Origin of the sequence: Streptomyces sp. NPDC001508 (assembly GCF_040298665.1) — a bacterium.
Taxonomy (GTDB): Bacteria; Actinomycetota; Actinomycetes; order Streptomycetales; family Streptomycetaceae; genus Streptomyces.
The window spans coordinates 1-16,268 of sequence record NZ_JBEPAP010000067.1 but is presented as its reverse complement, the minus strand read 5'-3'; the positions used below and the strand labels follow the sequence as shown (position 1 = coordinate 16,268).

The 16,268-nt window shown below is 72.5% G+C and carries 11 protein-coding genes and 1 pseudogene; 8 read left to right on the top strand and 4 right to left on the bottom strand.

The window, feature by feature from the left end:
* Positions 1-44: 44 nt before the first annotated feature.
* Positions 45-818, bottom strand: coding sequence for an SDR family NAD(P)-dependent oxidoreductase (locus ABT245_RS37870; protein WP_351743186.1), 774 nt, complete (start codon positions 816-818; stop codon positions 45-47).
* A 97-nt stretch (positions 819-915) separates the two neighbouring features.
* Positions 916-1,594, bottom strand: a pseudogene (locus ABT245_RS37865) (MOSC domain-containing protein).
* An 80-nt stretch (positions 1,595-1,674) separates the two neighbouring features.
* On the opposite strand from ABT245_RS37865, the gene ABT245_RS37860 reads away from it, so the two are divergent.
* Positions 1,675-2,574 carry a LysR family transcriptional regulator gene (locus ABT245_RS37860; protein ID WP_351743184.1) on the top strand — a complete coding sequence of 300 codons (900 nt, stop codon included), beginning with the start codon at positions 1,675-1,677 and terminating at the stop codon, positions 2,572-2,574.
* Between the two features lie 77 nt (positions 2,575-2,651).
* Here ABT245_RS37860 and ABT245_RS37855 read toward each other — a convergent pair whose 3' ends face one another.
* Positions 2,652-2,981: a WhiB family transcriptional regulator gene (locus tag ABT245_RS37855; protein ID WP_351743181.1), complete on the bottom strand. Its 330-nt coding sequence runs from the start codon at positions 2,979-2,981 to the stop codon at positions 2,652-2,654.
* A gap of 381 nt (positions 2,982-3,362) precedes the next feature.
* Here ABT245_RS37855 and ABT245_RS37850 point away from each other — a divergent pair, with 381 nt between their 5' ends.
* The 4 genes from ABT245_RS37850 (at position 3,363) to ABT245_RS37835 (ending at position 8,089) form a co-directional block, all read left to right on the top strand.
* On the top strand, positions 3,363-3,974 hold the full coding sequence (locus ABT245_RS37850) for a response regulator transcription factor (RefSeq protein WP_003948568.1): 612 nt from the start codon (positions 3,363-3,365) through the stop codon (positions 3,972-3,974).
* A 512-nt stretch (positions 3,975-4,486) separates the two neighbouring features.
* Positions 4,487-5,074, top strand: coding sequence for a sigma-70 family RNA polymerase sigma factor (locus tag ABT245_RS37845; protein WP_030641278.1), 588 nt, complete (start codon positions 4,487-4,489; stop codon positions 5,072-5,074).
* A 155-nt stretch (positions 5,075-5,229) separates the two neighbouring features.
* Positions 5,230-6,735, top strand: coding sequence for an IMP dehydrogenase (guaB, locus tag ABT245_RS37840; RefSeq protein WP_351743178.1), 1,506 nt, complete (start codon positions 5,230-5,232; stop codon positions 6,733-6,735).
* A gap of 229 nt (positions 6,736-6,964) precedes the next feature.
* Entirely contained in the window at positions 6,965-8,089 is a 1,125-nt protein-coding gene (locus ABT245_RS37835; RefSeq protein WP_351743175.1) for a GuaB3 family IMP dehydrogenase-related protein, read from the top strand.
* 829 nt (positions 8,090-8,918) lie between these two features.
* Here ABT245_RS37835 and ABT245_RS37830 read toward each other — a convergent pair.
* A complete protein-coding gene (locus ABT245_RS37830; RefSeq protein WP_351743173.1) occupies positions 8,919-10,127 on the bottom strand; it encodes a nucleotide sugar dehydrogenase in 1,209 nt (402 codons plus the stop codon).
* Positions 10,128-10,410: 283 nt separating this feature from the next.
* Here ABT245_RS37830 and ABT245_RS37825 point away from each other — a divergent pair, with 283 nt between their 5' ends.
* The 3 genes from ABT245_RS37825 to ABT245_RS37815 all read left to right on the top strand — a co-directional run.
* A complete protein-coding gene (locus ABT245_RS37825) occupies positions 10,411-12,117 on the top strand; it encodes a glycerol-3-phosphate dehydrogenase/oxidase (RefSeq protein WP_351743170.1) in 1,707 nt (568 codons plus the stop codon).
* A 327-nt stretch (positions 12,118-12,444) separates the two neighbouring features.
* Positions 12,445-14,538 (top strand): serine/threonine-protein kinase, encoded by a 2,094-nt coding sequence (locus tag ABT245_RS37820; protein ID WP_351743168.1) that lies wholly within the window; start codon positions 12,445-12,447, stop codon positions 14,536-14,538.
* Between the two features lie 166 nt (positions 14,539-14,704).
* The coding region (locus tag ABT245_RS37815; protein WP_351743166.1) for a protein kinase at positions 14,705-16,268 on the top strand (1,564 nt) is incomplete at its 3' end.

The following is a 16,268-nucleotide window of genomic DNA, read 5'->3' as shown; positions in this document are numbered from 1 at the left end:
CAAGCGGCGCCCCTACCCCCGGCGCGAGAGAGTTCCCCGGGGGCTCACCGCGGGCCGTACCTGCGCCCGGTCCGGGAGCTGATGCCGCCCACCAGTCCGCGCGGTGCCATCTTCGCCAGCCCCATCAGCGCCTTGTACCGCGGATCCGGAATGGACAGCGTCCTGCCGCGCGCCAGGTCCGCGAGCGCCGTCGCGACCAGCTTGTCCGCGTCCAGCCACATCCACCCCGGGATGTTGTCCGTGCCCATCCCAGCCCGCTGGTGGAACTCGGTGCGCACGAACCCGGGGGCCAGCGCCATCAGGCGGACGCCCGTACCGGCCAGATCCCTCGCCACCCCCTGCGTGAACTGCGCGACCCACGCCTTGGACGCCCCGTACGTGCCCCGCGGCACGAACGCCGCCACCGAGGCCACGTTCAGGATCCCGCCGCGCCCGCGTTCCCGCATCGCCTCGCTCGCAGCCGACGTCAGCCGCAGCACCGCCTCGATGTGCACCTTGAGCATCCGCAGCTCATCGGCCATCGGTACGTCGAGATAGCGGCCCTTGTTGCCGAAGCCGGCGTTGTTGACCAGCAGGTCGACGGGGTTCCTGCGGTCACCGAGCCGGGCGGCGACCGCCTCGATGCCCTCGTCCTGCGCCAGGTCGGCCGTCAGCACCTCCGCCTCGATGCCGTGCCGGTCGTGCAGCTCGGTCGCCTGCTCACGCAGCCGTCCGGTGTCCCGCGCGACCAGGACCAGGTCATGCCCGTCCGCCGCCAGCCGCCGCGCGAACGCGGCGCCGATCCCCGCCGTCGAACCCGTAATCAGAGCCGTTGTCATGGCCCAAGAGTAGTTACCCGCAGGGTCGGCATCTGTTCTGTGCGCGCGGCCCTCCCTCCGGTGCGACGCCCGCTCGCGGGCCGCCTGCTACGGCCGCTCAGACCCCCTGGCCGCCGTGCTTCGCCCCATACGCACGGGCCTCGGCCAGGGCCTTTGGGTGCAGGGCCCCGCCCGCCGCGAGCACGCGGGGCAGCAGCTCCCGCTCGGTCGTCTCCGCGCGGAACTGCATGGCGACCGTCACCTCGTGGTCCGGCCGGTACACGATCCGCACCGGGTCGCCCGCCTTGATCTCACCCGGCTCGATCACCCGGAGGCAGGCACCGGGCGCACCCTTCCGCGTGAACCTCCGCACCCATCCCCGCTCGCCCAGGTGCGCCTGGAACGTCCGGCACGGAATGCGCCCGCAGGTGACTTCGAGCACGACGTCCGGGCCGAGCCGCCAGCGCTCGCCGATCAGCGCGCCGGAGACATCGAGCCCGCTCGTCGTCAGGTTCTCCCCGAAGGCCGCCGTCCGCGAGCGTCCGGCCCAGCTCGCCCTCCCAGTCGTCGAGGTCCTCGCGCGCGACCGCGTACACCGCCTGGTCGTCACCGCCGTGGTGGCGCAGGTCGCAGACCGCGTCCCCGGCGAGGCCGCTCCTGCCGCTGCCCTTCGGGCCCGGCGCGGCCGCCCGCACCGGACCGTCCACCGGACGCTTGTCGATGCCGGTCAGCCCGTCCGGCTGGTCCGTGTGGTCGACGGCCTTCGGGCGCCCCACATGCACCGAGAGAAGCCGCATGCCGGGCACCGTACGGCAGCCCGCTCAAAGCGTCGACGCAATATCGGGCACTCCATGCAAGGTCGGCTTATGCTCGAAGAGTGATCGAGGCCCGTCATCTCCGCGCGCTGCGCGCCGTCGCCACCACCGGCTCCTTCTCGGCGGCCGGCCGGGAACTGGGCTGCACCCAGCCGGCCGTCAGTCAGCAGATGAAGGCCTTGGAGACATCGGTCGGCACCCCGCTGCTGGTCCGCAGCGGTCGTGAGATGCGTCTGACGGAGGCGGGCGAGGCGCTGGTGCGGCACGCGTCGGGGATCCTCGCCGGGCTGACCGCGGCCGAGGAGGAGGTCGCCGCGATCGCCGGGCTGCGGGCCGGCCGGGTCCGCCTGGTGTCCTTCCCGAGCGGCAGCTCCACCCTCGTCCCCACCGCCCTCGCCGCGCTGCGCGCCGCCCATCCCGGCACCCGTGTCTTTCTCGAGGAGGCGGAGCCCCCGCACTCCGTGGATCTGCTGCGCGCCGGCGACTGCGATGTGACCCTGGCGTTCCGGTACGCGGACGCGGCGGGCGCCGAGGAATGGGACGACCTCGTCCTACGGCCGCTGCTGACGGACCGTCTGGTGGCGCTGGTGCCCGAGCGGCACCGGCTCGCGGGCGCGCGGTCCGTCGCCATCGGCGAACTCGCCGCGGAACCGTGGATCGCGGGCTGTCCCCGCTGCCGCGGTCAGTTGGTCGAGGTGTGCGAGGGAGCGGGCTTCACCCCCCGCATCGACTTCGCCACCGACGACTATCCGGCTGTGGTCGGTCTGGTCGGCGCCGGACTGGGCGTGGCCGTCCTGCCGCAGCTCGCGGTCGAGTCGGTCCGCCCCCGGGGCGCGCGCACGGTGGCGCTGGAACCGGCGGTACGCCGGGAGATCGTCGCCCTCACGCTGCCCGACCTGGCCCATGTGCCGGCGGTGGCGGCGACGCTGGAGCAGCTGGCGCGGGCCGCCCGTCGTCAGTGAGGAGCGCGGGCAGGCGCACTCGTGCCGCCGCGCCGGGCAGCCGGGGCGCAGCGGTATGGGGTTGCAGAAACGTTCCTTCAGGTGTTGGGTGCGGCGTTCCCACTGGTCGACGAAGCCGACACCAGCCGGTTCCGCGCCCGTCCCATCAGCTCCTCGCGCTCGTCCTCGGTCAGGCCGCCCCATACGCCGTACGGTTCGCGTACTGCCAGCGCATGCGCCGCGCACTCCGCGCGGACCGGGCACCTCATGCAGACCTCCTTGGCCGAGTTCTCGCGAGCACTCCGAGCCGCCCCGCGCTCACCCTCCGGGTGGAAGAAGAGCGAACTGTCGACCCCACGGCAGGCAGCCAGCAACTGCCAGTCCCACAGGTCCGCGTTCGGTCCGGGAAGGCGGGAGAAATCTGCCATTACGTGACCCCTTGTCGCCGTTCTGGGCGGATGCGGTGCCAACGACCGTACATGTCCGGTCTAAGAAGATGAAAATATGACTCATTGCGAATCTAGCTCCAGACACCATGAAATGGGAAGAAAAGGGGCTAAACGGGGCATAGGTTGTGCTGAAAACTTGAGAGTCCGTCGGGCATGTATGCACCGTGTGCGCGCCCTCACGTAGAGTGCCGAAGATGGCACGCAGCCCCGTAACTCTTTCGAGTGACCGTCGTTGAGAGTGCGGAGGCGGTTGAGAACACAAGCGCTCGGGCAGCCGTCCGAGACGGTCGACCGCACAGGTGACGATTCCGTACCAGCCTGGAGGCTCAAGGTGACGCGCATCAGCTGCGGAGGGCGGCCATGACATCCGTCCTCGTCTGCGACGACTCCCCGCTTGCCCGAGAGGCGCTCCGCCGCGCGGTCGCGACCGTGCCCGGCGTCGAGCGTGTGACGACGGCGGCCAACGGCGAGGAAGTCCTCCGCCGCTGGGGTGCCGACCGCTCGGACCTCATCCTCATGGACGTGCGCATGCCCGGACTGGGCGGCGTCGAGACCGTGCGGCGGCTGCTGTCCGCCGATCCCGGGGCCCGCATCATCATGCTCACCGTCGCCGAGGACCTCGACGGCGTGGCGCTCGCGGTCGCCGCCGGTGCCCGCGGCTATCTGCACAAGGACGCCTCGCGCGCCGAGTTGCGCGCCACGGTCACGCAGGCCCTCGCCGACCCGACCTGGCGGCTCGCCCCGCGCCGGCTGCGCTCGGCGGAGATGGGCGCCGCGCCCACCCTCACCGCGCGCGAGATCCAGGTGCTCGAAGGCATGAGCCACGGCCGCTCCAACGCCGAGATCGGCCGCGAACTGTTCCTCTCCGAGGACACCGTGAAGACCCATGCAAGGCGCCTGTTCAAGAAGCTCGGCGCCTCGGACCGCGCACACGCGGTGGCGCTCGGCTTCCGCTGGGGTCTGGTCCGCTAGGGCGTGTTTCGAAAGTCCCGTCTGGCCCGCGACGCCTGGCATGGGACCTCGCCGCGTTGTCGGGATCGTCCGTGTACGCCCAGTACGCGGACGACCCTCCGCCTTGCGATGCACCGCACCAGACGCCGCGGGCCCCGCCCTCCGGGCGGACGACGCTACTTTCGAAACACGCCCTGGACCCCGCCGCCGGGCGTGCGGGTGCCCTGGTGGCCCAAGGCTCGCTCAGGGCTTCGCGTTCGGTGAACTGCGGGCCGTCCGTGGCTGGTCACGCGGTTCTCCGCGCCCCCTCGGGGGCGCGGACACCGGTCCGGGCGGCACCGTCCGGCGGGTGCCCGCTGCTCGTTTCGCCGCGGATGCCGCATCCTTGAGGTGTGGAGTCTCTCGGGGACGAGTCGGTCGAGCGGAAGGGGAGGGCGCAGGAGATGAGTGCCGGCGCACCTGCTCATAACGCTTCGGTGCACAACCATCAGCACGATGCGACGGACCGGACAGCCACAGGGCACCATGGTCCGATGCGCGACGACGAGGCGGGCACGGCCCATGGGGCGATCGGTGCGCTCGTGCATCGCGCCGTCGACGGGGACGAGCAGGCCACGCACGACCTGCTCGCCCATGTCCACCCCCTGGCGCTGCGCTACTGCCGCACCCGGCTGTCCCGGCTCCCCGGCGACGCCCGCCACTTCGTCGAGGACCTCGCGCAGGAGGTCTGCGTCGCCGTCCTCCTCGCGCTGCCCCGCTACCGGGACACCGGCCGGCCCTTCGAGGCGTTCGTCTTCGCCATCGCCTCGCACAAGGTCGCCGACCTGCAGCGGGCCGCGATGCGCCACCCGGGCTCCACGGCCGTCCCCTCCGACGAGATGCCCGAGCGCCCGGACGACTCCCTCGGCCCCGAGGAGCGGGCCCTGCTCAGCAGCGACGCCGAGTGGGCGAAGAAGCTGCTGGCCAACCTTCCGGAGAACCAGCGCGAGCTGCTGCTGCTGCGGATCGCGGTGGGCTTGACGGCGGAGGAGACCGGTCAGATGTTGGGAATGTCACCCGGTGCGGTACGGGTGGCGCAGCACAGGGCGCTCAGCCGCCTGCGGGCGCTGGCCGAGCAGTAGCCGCCCGCGGGCGCGGACCAGCGCCTGAACGGGCCGGACGCACGGTCCGTACGAACATACGAAGCCCGGGGCCGACCCGGACCGTGGAATGGGAGAGCCACGCTTCCCGTTAGCATGGACATCCGCACCGATCAAGGCCATTTGGGGAAGGTGTCATGACTGACAACGTCGACGGAGTGCCCGGCAAATTCGCGACACTCGGGCTGACCTACGACGACGTCTTGCTGCTGCCGGGCGCGTCGGACATGGCGCCCGACGACATCGACACCGCCTCGTACGTCTCCAAGAACGTGCGGGTCAACATCCCGCTCCTGTCCGCCGCCATGGACAAGGTCACCGAATCGCGCATGGCGATCGCGATGGCCCGTCAGGGCGGCGTCGGCGTCCTGCACCGCAACCTCTCCATCGAGGACCAGGCCAACCAGGTCGACCTGGTCAAGCGCTCCGAGTCCGGCATGGTCGCGGACCCCATCACGGTGCACCCCGACGCCACGCTCGCCGAGGCCGACGCCCTGTGCGCGAAGTTCCGCATCAGCGGCGTCCCGGTGACGGACGGCGACAAGAGGCTGCTCGGCATCGTCACCAACCGAGACATGGCCTTCGAGACCGACCGCAGCCGTCGGGTCCGCGAGGTCATGACGCCGATGCCGCTGGTCACCGGCAAGGTGGGGATCTCCGGCGAGGACGCCGTGCAACTGCTGCGCAAGCACAAGATCGAGAAGCTGCCGTTGGTCGACGACGAGGGCGTCCTCAAGGGCCTGATCACGGTCAAGGACTTCGTCAAGGCGGAGAAGTACCCGAACGCCGCCAAGGACGCCGAGGGCCGGCTGCTGGTCGGCGCCGCGGTCGGCGTCGCCGGTGACTCCTTCGAACGCGCCCAGGCGCTGATCGAGGCCGGCGTCGACTTCATCGTCGTCGACACCGCGCACGGCCACTCCCGCCTGGTCGGCGACATGATCGCCAAGATCAAGTCGAACTCCGCGGGCGTCGATGTCATCGGCGGCAACATCGCCACCCGCGACGGCGCCCAGACCCTGGTCGACGCGGGCGCCGACGGCATCAAGGTCGGTGTCGGACCGGGCTCGATCTGCACCACCCGCGTCGTCGCCGGCGTCGGCGTCCCGCAGGTCACCGCGATCTACGAGGCCGCGCTCGCCGCCAAGGAGGCCGGTGTCCCGGTCATCGGCGACGGCGGTCTGCAGTACTCCGGCGACATCGCCAAGGCGCTTGTCGCGGGCGCCGACACGGTGATGCTCGGCTCGCTGCTCGCGGGCTGCGAGGAGTCGCCCGGGGAGCTGCTGTTCATCAACGGCAAGCAGTTCAAGTCGTACCGCGGCATGGGGTCCCTCGGGGCGATGCAGACCCGCGGCGACCGTAAGTCGTTCTCCAAGGACCGTTACTTCCAGGAGGGCGTCGCCTCCGACGACCAGCTGATCCCCGAGGGCATCGAGGGTCAGGTGCCCTACCGCGGCCCGCTGTCCTCCGTCGTCCACCAGCTGGTCGGCGGCCTGCGCCAGTCGATGTTCTACGTCGGCGGCCGGACCGTGCCGCAGCTGCAGTCCAACGGCCGGTTCGTGCGGATCACCTCCGCGGGCCTCAAGGAGAGCCACCCGCACGACATCCAGATGACGGTCGAGGCGCCCAACTACAGCAGGCAGTGACCCACGCGCGCGTGCACCGCGCGTGACCGACGTCCCTGGAGCGGCCCCGGAACTTCCGGGGCCGCTCTTGTCGCGCCTGAGCTGTCGTGCTGAGCGAGTCCTCGCCGTACCCGAGCGGGGCGACGTCCGACATCTGAGCGAGGGCGGTGCCCGGCACCTGAGCGGGGGCGGTGCGCGGCCCGTCGGCGATACTGGAAGACGCTGAACGCATCAGGGAAAGGCCACAGACGTGACTGAGATCGAGATCGGGCGCGGCAAGCGCGGCCGCCGGGCGTACGCCTTCGACGACATCGCCGTCGTACCGAGCCGCCGTACGCGGGACCCGAAGGAGGTCTCGATCGCCTGGCAGATCGACGCCTACCGCTTCGAGCTGCCCTTCCTGGCCGCCCCCATGGACTCCGTCGTCTCCCCGGCCACGGCGATCCGCATCGGCGAGCTGGGCGGCCTGGGCGTGCTGAACCTGGAGGGCCTGTGGACGCGGTACGAGGACCCGCAGCCGCTGCTCGACGAGATCGCCGCACTGCCCGCCGAGGCGGCGACGCGGCGGCTCCAGGAGGTCTACGCGGCCCCCATCCAGGAGGAGCTGATCGGCGCGCGCATCAAGGAGGTGCGCGACTCCGGCGTGGTCACGGCCGCCGCGCTGTCCCCGCAGCGCACCGCCCAGTTCTCCAAGGCGGTGGTGGACGCGGGCGTCGACATCTTCGTCATCCGCGGTACGACGGTCTCCGCGGAGCATGTGTCCTCCTCGCACGAGCCGCTGAACCTGAAGCAGTTCATCTACGAGCTGGACGTCCCGGTGATCGTCGGCGGCTGTGCCACCTACACGGCCGCCCTGCATCTGATGCGCACCGGCGCGGCAGGTGTGCTGGTCGGCTTCGGCGGGGGCGCCGCGCACACCACGCGCAACGTGCTCGGCATCCAGGTGCCGATGGCCACGGCGGTCGCCGATGTGGCGGCCGCGCGCCGGGACTACATGGACGAGTCCGGCGGCCGGTATGTGCATGTGATCGCGGACGGCGGCGTCGGCTGGTCCGGCGACCTGCCCAAGGCGATCGCCTGCGGCGCCGACTCGGTGATGATGGGCTCCCCGCTGGCCCGCGCCACCGACGCGCCCGGCAAGGGCCACCACTGGGGCATGGAGGCGGTCAACGAGGAACTGCCGCGCGGCCAGAAGGTCGACCTCGGCACGGTGGGCACGATGGAGGAGATCCTCACCGGCCCGTCCCACAGCCCCGACGGTTCGATGAACTTCTTCGGCGCCCTGCGCCGGGCCATGGCGACCACCGGTTACAGCGAGCTGAAGGAGTTCCAGCGGGTGGAGGTCACCGTGGCGGACTCGCAGCACCGGCGGTGAGGTGACACCGCGCTCGACCTGAGTCGCCGGCAAGGGCTCGGCTGCCCCTAGGGGCAGCCGAGCCCTTCCGTATGCCCAAGTGGCTTGGCGGGGGCGCGTGTTGTGTGCGTGGGGCGCGCGGTTGCGTTCGGGGCGAATATGGGCCGAACGGGCGAACTCGGCAGGTAGCGTCAGTGATCGGCGACCCTGCTCTCTGGGGCGCCCCCTTCCAAGGACACGGTTCCGGACCCCGCCCTCGGGGCCCGGCCCGAATTCCGACGGACCGCCCTACCGGGCCTCTGGGCGGCATCGTGGAAGGGGGCGCGCCCATGGGCCGTCACCGCATGCCCACCCGCTGGGACCGCATTCGGCTTCGGCTGGTGAAGTTCCGGAGGAGGTGGATCTTGCGGATTTACGGAAGGTGAGCGGCCACCCCTATACGAGCTAGGGGTGGACACTCCGTTCACCTTCAGGAGCCCGCTGCAGTTGCCCTCTGCGGTGGGCTCCACCTTTTTGTACGGTACCGGATTCGCTGAGGGGAGGTCCGGTACCGGAGGAGGTGGATCTTGCGGATTTACGGAAGGTGAGCGGCCGCCCCTATACGAACTAGGGGTGGACACTCCGTTCACTTTTCAGGAGCCCGCCCCAGTACCCGCTACGGTGCGCTCCACCTTTTACGGAAGGTGAGCGGCCACCCCTATAGAGACTAGGGGTGGACACTCCGTTCACCGTTCAGGGGCCCGCTGCAGTTGGCCGCTGCGGTGGGGCTCCGTCCGATTTCGTACGCTACCCGTCGGCCGGCGCCCTGTGCCACCGGCTCTGGAGTGAGCCCCCGTCGCGTGCGCCCCCCTCACAACCGGTGCGCCGCTCCCGTGGGTGTGGCGCCCCGTGTGTCCAGCAGCAGTTGAGCCTTCACCGACAGGCCCTGCATGTCGTACGTGCGGTGCTGCTGGAGGAGGATCGTGAGGTCCGCGTCGGCCGCGGCCTCGTACAGGGAGTCCGCGCGGGGGACCGGGCGGTCCAGGACGCTCCAGGACGCGATGTGGGGGTCGTGGTAGCTGACGGAGGCGCCCAGCTCCATCAGCCGGATCGCGACCTCATGGGCCGGGGTGCCCTGCTGGTCGGCGAGGTCGGCCTTGTAGGTGACGCCCAGCAGGAGCACGCGCGCACCGCGGGCCGACTTGCCGTGCTCGTTGAGGAGGGCCGCGGCCCGCTGGACGACGTACCGGGGCATGCGGCCGTTGACCTGCTGGGCCAGTTCCACCATGCGCAGCGGGCGGCCGGCGTGGCCGGTCAGGTCCTGCGGGACGCCGTGGCCGCCGACGCCGGGGCCGGGCCGGAACGCCTGGAAGCCGAACGGCTTGGTCTCCGCGCAACGGATGACGTCCCACAGGTCCACGCCCAAGTCATGGCACAGAGCGGCCATTTCGTTGACCAGGGCGATGTTGACGTGCCGGAAGTTCGTCTCCAGCAGTTGCACCGTCTCCGCCTCGCGCGGTCCACGTGCGCGTACCACCTTGTCGGTGAGCCGTGCGTAGAACGCCGCGGCGGATTCGGTGCAGGCCGGGGTGAGGCCGCCGATGACCTTGGGTGTGTTGGCCGGGGTGTGGTCCCGGTTGCCGGGGTCGACTCGGCTGGGCGCGTAGGCGAGGTGGAAGTCGCGGCCCGCGCGCAGCCGTGAACCCTTCTCGAGCAGGGGCCGCAGGAAGTCCTCGGTGGTGCCCGGGTGCACCGGCGACTCCAGGATCACCGTGGTGTGCGGGCGCAGCCGGGCCGCCAGGGTGCGGGCGGCGGACTCCACCTGGCTCAGGTCGAGTCCGCCGTCCACGCCGCGTGGGGTCGGTGCGCAGATCACCGCGGTGCGCACCCGGCCGAGCCCGGCCGGGTCGGTGGCCGGCCGGAAGCCCCCCGAGAGCATCCTGCGCAGTTCGGCGGGGCTGAGGGAGCCGGTCTCCGGCCCGGTGGCGTAGCCGAGTGTGGGGATGCCGGCGGCGACGGCTGCCTGGGCGAGGGGCAGGCCGTAGGGGCCGAGTCCGATGACGGCGAGGTCTGCGGGCATGCGTGGGCCGTCCTTCCCAGTAGCCGAAGCAGGACAGGTGCGCAAGCCCGGTGGACAGGACGGGAGAGCGCAATGTCACACTAGGAGTAAATATGACCGTGATGTGGGATTGTGTTCTTGTGTCTTGCGGCGGTCTTCCGCCGGTCGCGCGGTCGTTGTCCACAGGCTGGGGGCCAGTGGTGGCTGAAGTCGGGCAAGCCGGTCAGAATTTGGGCATGAGGAGGGGACGAACCGGGCTTCGCCCACCGGGTGCGGCCTACGCGACCGACAGCGGGAGGCAGCGGTGAGGACAGCGACACTGGGGCCGGCGCAGCGCGCGGAGTCCCTCGCGCGCATGACCGAGCGCGAGCTGGACATATTGGTGGTGGGCGGCGGAGTGGTCGGCGCGGGCACCGCGCTGGACGCGGTCACCCGCGGCCTGTCCACCGGCCTGGTCGAGGCGCGCGACTGGGCGTCGGGCACGTCCAGCAGGTCCAGCAAGCTGATCCACGGCGGCCTGCGCTATCTGGAGATGCTGGACTTCGCGCTCGTCCGCGAGGCGCTGAAGGAGCGCGGCCTGCTGCTGGAGCGCCTCGCGCCGCACCTGGTCAAGCCCGTGCCGTTCCTCTACCCGCTCCAGCACAAGGGCTGGGAGCGGCTGTACGCCGGTTCGGGCGTCGCGCTCTACGACGCCATGTCGATGGCCCGCGGCCACGGCCGGGGCCTGCCCATGCACCGGCACCTGAGCCGCCGTCAGGCCCTGCGCGTCGCCCCCGCCCTGCGCAAGGACGCCCTGGTCGGCGCCCTCCAGTACTACGACGCCCAGGTGGACGACGCCCGTTATGTCGCCACCCTCGTGCGGACCGCGGCGTCCTACGGCGCGAAGGCCGCCAACCGCGCGCGGGTGACCGCGTTCCTGCGCGAGGGCGAGCGGGTGGTCGGCGTCCGGGTGCAGGACGTGGAGGCGGGCGGGGAGTACGAGATCCACGCCAAGCAGGTCGTCAACGCCACCGGTGTGTGGACCGACGACACCCAGGCGATGGTGGGGGAGCGGGGGCAGTTCCACGTCCGCGCCTCCAAGGGCATCCACCTGGTGGTGCCCAAGGACCGCATCCACTCCACGACCGGACTGATCCTGCGCACGGAGAAGTCCGTCCTGTTCGTCATACCGTGGGGGCGGCACTGGATCGTCGGCACCACCGACACCGACTGGGACCTGGACAAGGCCCACCCGGCCGCGTCCAGCGCGGACATCGACTACCTGCTGGAGCGCGTCAACTCGGTGCTCGCGGTGCCGCTCTCCCGCGACGACGTCCAGGGTGTGTACGCGGGACTGCGCCCGCTGCTCGCCGGCGAGTCCGACGCGACCAGCAAGCTGTCGCGCGAGCACACCGTGGCGCACCCGGCGCCGGGCCTCGTCGTGGTCGCCGGCGGCAAGTACACGACGTACCGGGTCATGGCGAAGGACGCGGTGGACGAGGCGGTGCACGGACTCGACATGCGTGTCGCCGAGTGTGTCACCGAGGACGTCCCGCTGCTGGGCGCGGAGGGCTACCGGGCGAGGTGGAACGCGCGGGCGCGGATCGCCGCCCGCGCCGGGCTGCATGTGGCCCGCGTGGAGCACCTGCTCAACCGGTACGGCTCGATGGCGGAGGAGGTCCTGGACCTGGTCGCCGCCGACCCCTCGCTGGGCGACCCCCTCCAGGGGGCCGACGACTATCTGCGCGCCGAGGTCGTGTACGCCGCCACGCACGAGGGCGCGCGGCACCTGGACGACGTGCTGACCCGCCGGACCAGGATCTCCATCGAGACCTTCGACCGCGGCACGCGCAGCGCCCGTGAGGCGGCCGGACTCATGGGGGCCGTCCTCGGCTGGGACAAGGACCAGATCGAGCGTGAGGTCGAGCACTACGAGAAGCGAGTGGAGGCCGAGCGGGAGTCCCAGTTGCAGCCCGACGACCTCACCGCCGACGCGGCGCGGCTGGGGGCGCCGGACATCGTGCCGCTCTGAGCCGGCCGGGCGACTTCACCCGAACGGGTGTGGTGAGCCGGGATCTCCGTGCGCGGCCCGCCCGTTTCAACAGGTGAGAGGGCGGAAGTCGACCGAGAGCGGGGCGGGTTGGCGGCTCGGTTCCGCCGTCGCGTGCCGACCCGGCGCGGCGAGCCGGGGGGTACGGCCAGGAGTATCGCCGGGGCATGGCGGCAGGGAAAGGAACCGGAAGGAAGCGGAAGGAGGAGCGCGGGACCCGGGGCATCAGGAGGGGCACCCTGGGCGTTGGGCACTTGTCGGGTGAGGGACAATGGAGGCTCTGTCAGGGCGGGTTGCATGAGGGGACGCATGTCGGAGGCGGATCGGGCGGGGACATCCCGTCAGGACAAGAGCGGACGTCTCCTCGCCGGGCGATACCGGTTGGGAGAAGTGCTCGGCCGCGGCGGCATGGGTACGGTGTGGCGCGCCGAGGACGAGACCCTGGGCCGGACCGTCGCCGTCAAGGAGCTGCGGTTCCCGTCGAACATCGACGAGGAGGAGAAGCGGCGCCTGATCACGCGGACCCTGCGCGAGGCCAAGGCGATCGCACGGATCCGCAACAACAGCGCGGTCACCGTCTTCGACGTGGTCGACGAGGACGACCGGCCGTGGATCGTGATGGAACTGGTGGAGGGCAAGTCCCTCGCCGAGGTCATCCGGGAGGACGGCCTGCTGGAGCCCAAGCGTGCGGCGGAGGTCGGGCTCGCGATCCTCGACGTGCTGCGCTCGGCGCACCGCGAAGGCATCCTGCACCGCGATGTGAAGCCGTCCAACGTGCTGATCGCCGAGGACGGCCGGGTCGTGCTCACCGACTTCGGCATCGCCCAGGTGGAGGGCGACCCGTCCATCACCTCCACCGGCATGCTCGTCGGCGCGCCCTCCTACATCTCCCCGGAGCGGGCCCGCGGGCACAAGCCGGGCCCGGCGGCCGACCTGTGGTCGCTCGGCGGCCTGCTGTACGCGGCGGTGGAGGGCGCCCCGCCGTACGACAAGGGGTCGGCCATCGCGACGCTGACCGCGGTGATGACCGAGCCCTTGGAGGAGCCCAAGAACGCGGGGCCCCTGAGAGACGTCATCCATGGGCTGCTCACCAAGGACGCCGCCCAGCGGCTGGACGACGCGGGCGCCCGGGCCATGCTCAACGCGGTGATCCACGCGCCCGAGCCGGAGGCGATGGACGCCACACGGGTCGTGCCGCTTCCGACGCAGTCCGGCGGGGCCGCGGACCGGGCCGCCGCGGGCGGCGGCAAACGGGGCGAGGAGGCCGCCGACAAGCTGCGCGGGGCGTTGCGTTCCGTGCGCAAGGCCGCGGGGGCGGCCACGGCCGGGGTGGCGAGCCGGACGGCCCAGAGCACAGAGGGCGCGGCGGCGGGTGCGGGCGAGTCCGCCCCGGCCGTCGGCGGCGCGGGTTCCGGCGGTGCGAGTTCCGGCGGTGCGGGCGCAAGCGGCGCCGGGGCTGCCGGTGCCGACTCCGCGGGGGCGTCCGAGTCCGCTTCCCGGTCGGCCGCGGCCGGCTCGGCGGCTCCGGGAGCGGGCGCGCAGTCGGGTGCGGCCAAGTCGGGTGCGGCGAAGCCGAGTTCCGGGTGGCCCGTGGTGCCGCCGCCGGATCTGCCGTCGCGGCCGACGCCCCGGGCGCCGCTCACGGACGTGGTGCCGAAACGGACGCTGGTGATCATCGCGGTGGTGCTGGTGCTCGCGGTGGTCGGCACCGTGCTGGCCCTCACCCTCGGTGACGACAGCGGCTCCAACGGCGCCGAGGACGGCGGCGGCAAGCCGGTGGCGAGCGCGGGCGCGAGCGCCGGTACCAAGCAGGACAAGGACGGCGGCACCCGCACGGACGGCGAGACCTCGGCCTCCTCCGGTACGGGCGCGGCGAAGGGCTCCGCGTCCGGCGCGGGGAGCGAACCGAGCGCGAGCGCGTCCGGCGACGGTGGTTCCGGCCGGTCGAACTCCAGTGGCAGCGGCGGTGCGCCCGTGGCACAGACGCACAAGGGGAGCCAGGGGTACTCGATCGGGCTGCCCGAGGGCTGGAAGTACGGGTCCTCGGACGAGGCGGGAGACCGGTACACCGGGCCCGACGGGCAGAAGCTTCTCGTGGCCTGGACCAGTACGCCCAAGGACGACCCGGTGGCGGACTGGAAGAACCAGGAGCGCTACATGGTGCGTGCGCAGTACCAGCGGATCCGGATAGAGCAGGTGGACTACCGCGGCTGGAACACGGCCGACTGGGAGTTCACCTACACCGAGGGCGGCACGAAGTACCGGACCATCGACCGCGGCTTCGTCATCGACGGGCGGGTCGGTTACGCGCTGATGTACACCGCGAAGTCCGCGCAGTGGGGCGGAGAGTTGCGCAAGGGCACCTGGAAGACGCTGACGCGGTCCTTCGAACCCAAGGTGTGAGTCGGGCGGTCCGGGTTTCGGGGCGTGACAATCCGGTCAAGCCCTCAATGCGGATTGCCTCCGGCACGTATCGTGAGGGGGCGCGGACCGTACGCATCCAGGAACGCCTGCCGAACGGGCCGTAAGGCGAACCGAATTGACCGACAGGGCTGCCGGGGGAGGCAACGTGGACGACTATGCGGGTCGGGTGCTCGCCGACCGCTACCGCCTGCCGCTGCCGCCCTCCGACGAGTACGAACTCACCGAGACCCGCGCCTTCGACACCTACAGCGGGCAGGAAGTCCTCGTCAGGCAGGTGCCGTTGCCCGAGGTCGTCGAGGCGGAGGTGCTCGACGCGGACGGGCTGCCCGACGGTTTCACCGCCCGTGACCGCGGCTCGCGGCGGCCCCCGGCGGCCCGGTCGGCGACGCGGCGGCCCACGGATCCGGCGGTGCGGCGCGCCGTCGAGGCGGCGCAGGCCGCCGCCCGCATACCCGACCACGCGCGGCTCGACCAGGTCTTCGACGTGTTCGCCGAGGGCGGTTCGCTGTGGATCGTCAGCGAGTGTGTGACGGCGCGTCCGCTGTCCGCGCTGCTGGCCGAGCGTCCGCTGACGCCGTACCGGGCCGCCGAGGTCGCCTCCGATGTCCTGATGGCGCTGCGGGTGCTGCACGCGCACGGCTGGGTGCACCGCAACATCACCGCCCGCACGGTCCTCGTCTGCGACGACGGCCGCGTGATGCTGACCGGCCTCGCGGTCGGCGCGGCCGAGGAGGCCCTGTCCGGCTACGACCCGGTACCGGCCCCGGAGGAGCCGGAGGGCACCGGTCCACAGAGCCTCGCCGGGCCCGGCGGGCTCGCCGGCCCGGGTGCCTCCACCGGCCCGAGGGACTCCACCTGGCCGGGTGGCGGCGCCGGACCCGGTGGTCCGGGCGGGCCGGGGAGCGCCGTCGGTGGCGTCGGCCCGGGCGGATCCGCGGCGTCCGGTGTGCCCGGCAGCGACGCCCGTCGGCCTGGTGGTGTCGGGGGTGGGTTCGGTGGTGGGGCGCCGGAGGGCGTGGATGCCGAGGCAGCCCGGCGTGCCGCGATCCAGGCGCGGGCCGTGGGCGGCCGGCCGGTGCCCGGCGCGGAGGGCGCGGACGGAGCCGGGCCGCCGGGGGAACCGGGCCGCCCCGCGCTGGAGAGCGGCGGGGACATCCGGGCCGCCCGTGCGGGGGCGATCGCCGCGTACCGGGCGGGCGCACGCGCCGCCGCCCGGGTGCAGGAGGCACAGCAGAACGGGCGGGCCGCGCTGCCCGGCGCCCGGCCGCCCACCGAGGCCGACCCGGGCGCCGCCGCCCGCGCTGACGGCTCCGGCCCGGCGCCGTACGCCCCTGGCCTGGGCGTGGACCCACGTCCCGGTGGCACGCCCCCCGGACAGATCGCCGACCCCTACGGAGTGCGCGCCACCCCCTGGCACGGGACGTCCCCCCGGAGCGCCCCGGGCGAGGACCGGCAGCGCACTGCGCTCCCGCCGGGCGGCGCCGTCCACGCGACCCCGCACGCCCCTGGCGCGCGGGGCGGTCCGGGCCCCGCCCTGCCGCCGGCCGCCGCCGACGGACGCTCGCTCCCGGCCGCCGCCGACGGACGCACGCTCCCGGTCGGCGTCGTGCCCCCGCAGGGCGGTCGTGCGCCGGTGCCTCCCGCCGGTGCGCCGCCCGCCGCCGACGCCCCCCTGCCGGCCGCCCCCTGGGGGGAGGCGGCCGCCGGCG

Excerpts from the sequence above, each read along its gene's own strand:
- ABT245_RS37870 (WP_351743186.1), bottom strand. The coding sequence starts at position 818 with ATGACAACGGCTCTGATTACGGGTTCGACGGCGGGGATCGGCGCCGCG.
- ABT245_RS37855 (WP_351743181.1), bottom strand. The coding sequence starts at position 2,981 with ATGGCAGATTTCTCCCGCCTTCCCGGACCGAACGCGGACCTGTGGGAC.
- ABT245_RS37850 (WP_003948568.1), top strand. The coding sequence starts at position 3,363 with ATGACATCCGTCCTCGTCTGCGACGACTCCCCGCTTGCCCGAGAGGCG.
- ABT245_RS37845 (WP_030641278.1), top strand. The coding sequence starts at position 4,487 with ATGCGCGACGACGAGGCGGGCACGGCCCATGGGGCGATCGGTGCGCTC.
- guaB (WP_351743178.1), top strand. The coding sequence starts at position 5,230 with ATGACTGACAACGTCGACGGAGTGCCCGGCAAATTCGCGACACTCGGG.
- ABT245_RS37830 (WP_351743173.1), bottom strand. The coding sequence starts at position 10,127 with ATGCCCGCAGACCTCGCCGTCATCGGACTCGGCCCCTACGGCCTGCCC.
- ABT245_RS37820 (WP_351743168.1), top strand. The coding sequence starts at position 12,445 with ATGTCGGAGGCGGATCGGGCGGGGACATCCCGTCAGGACAAGAGCGGA.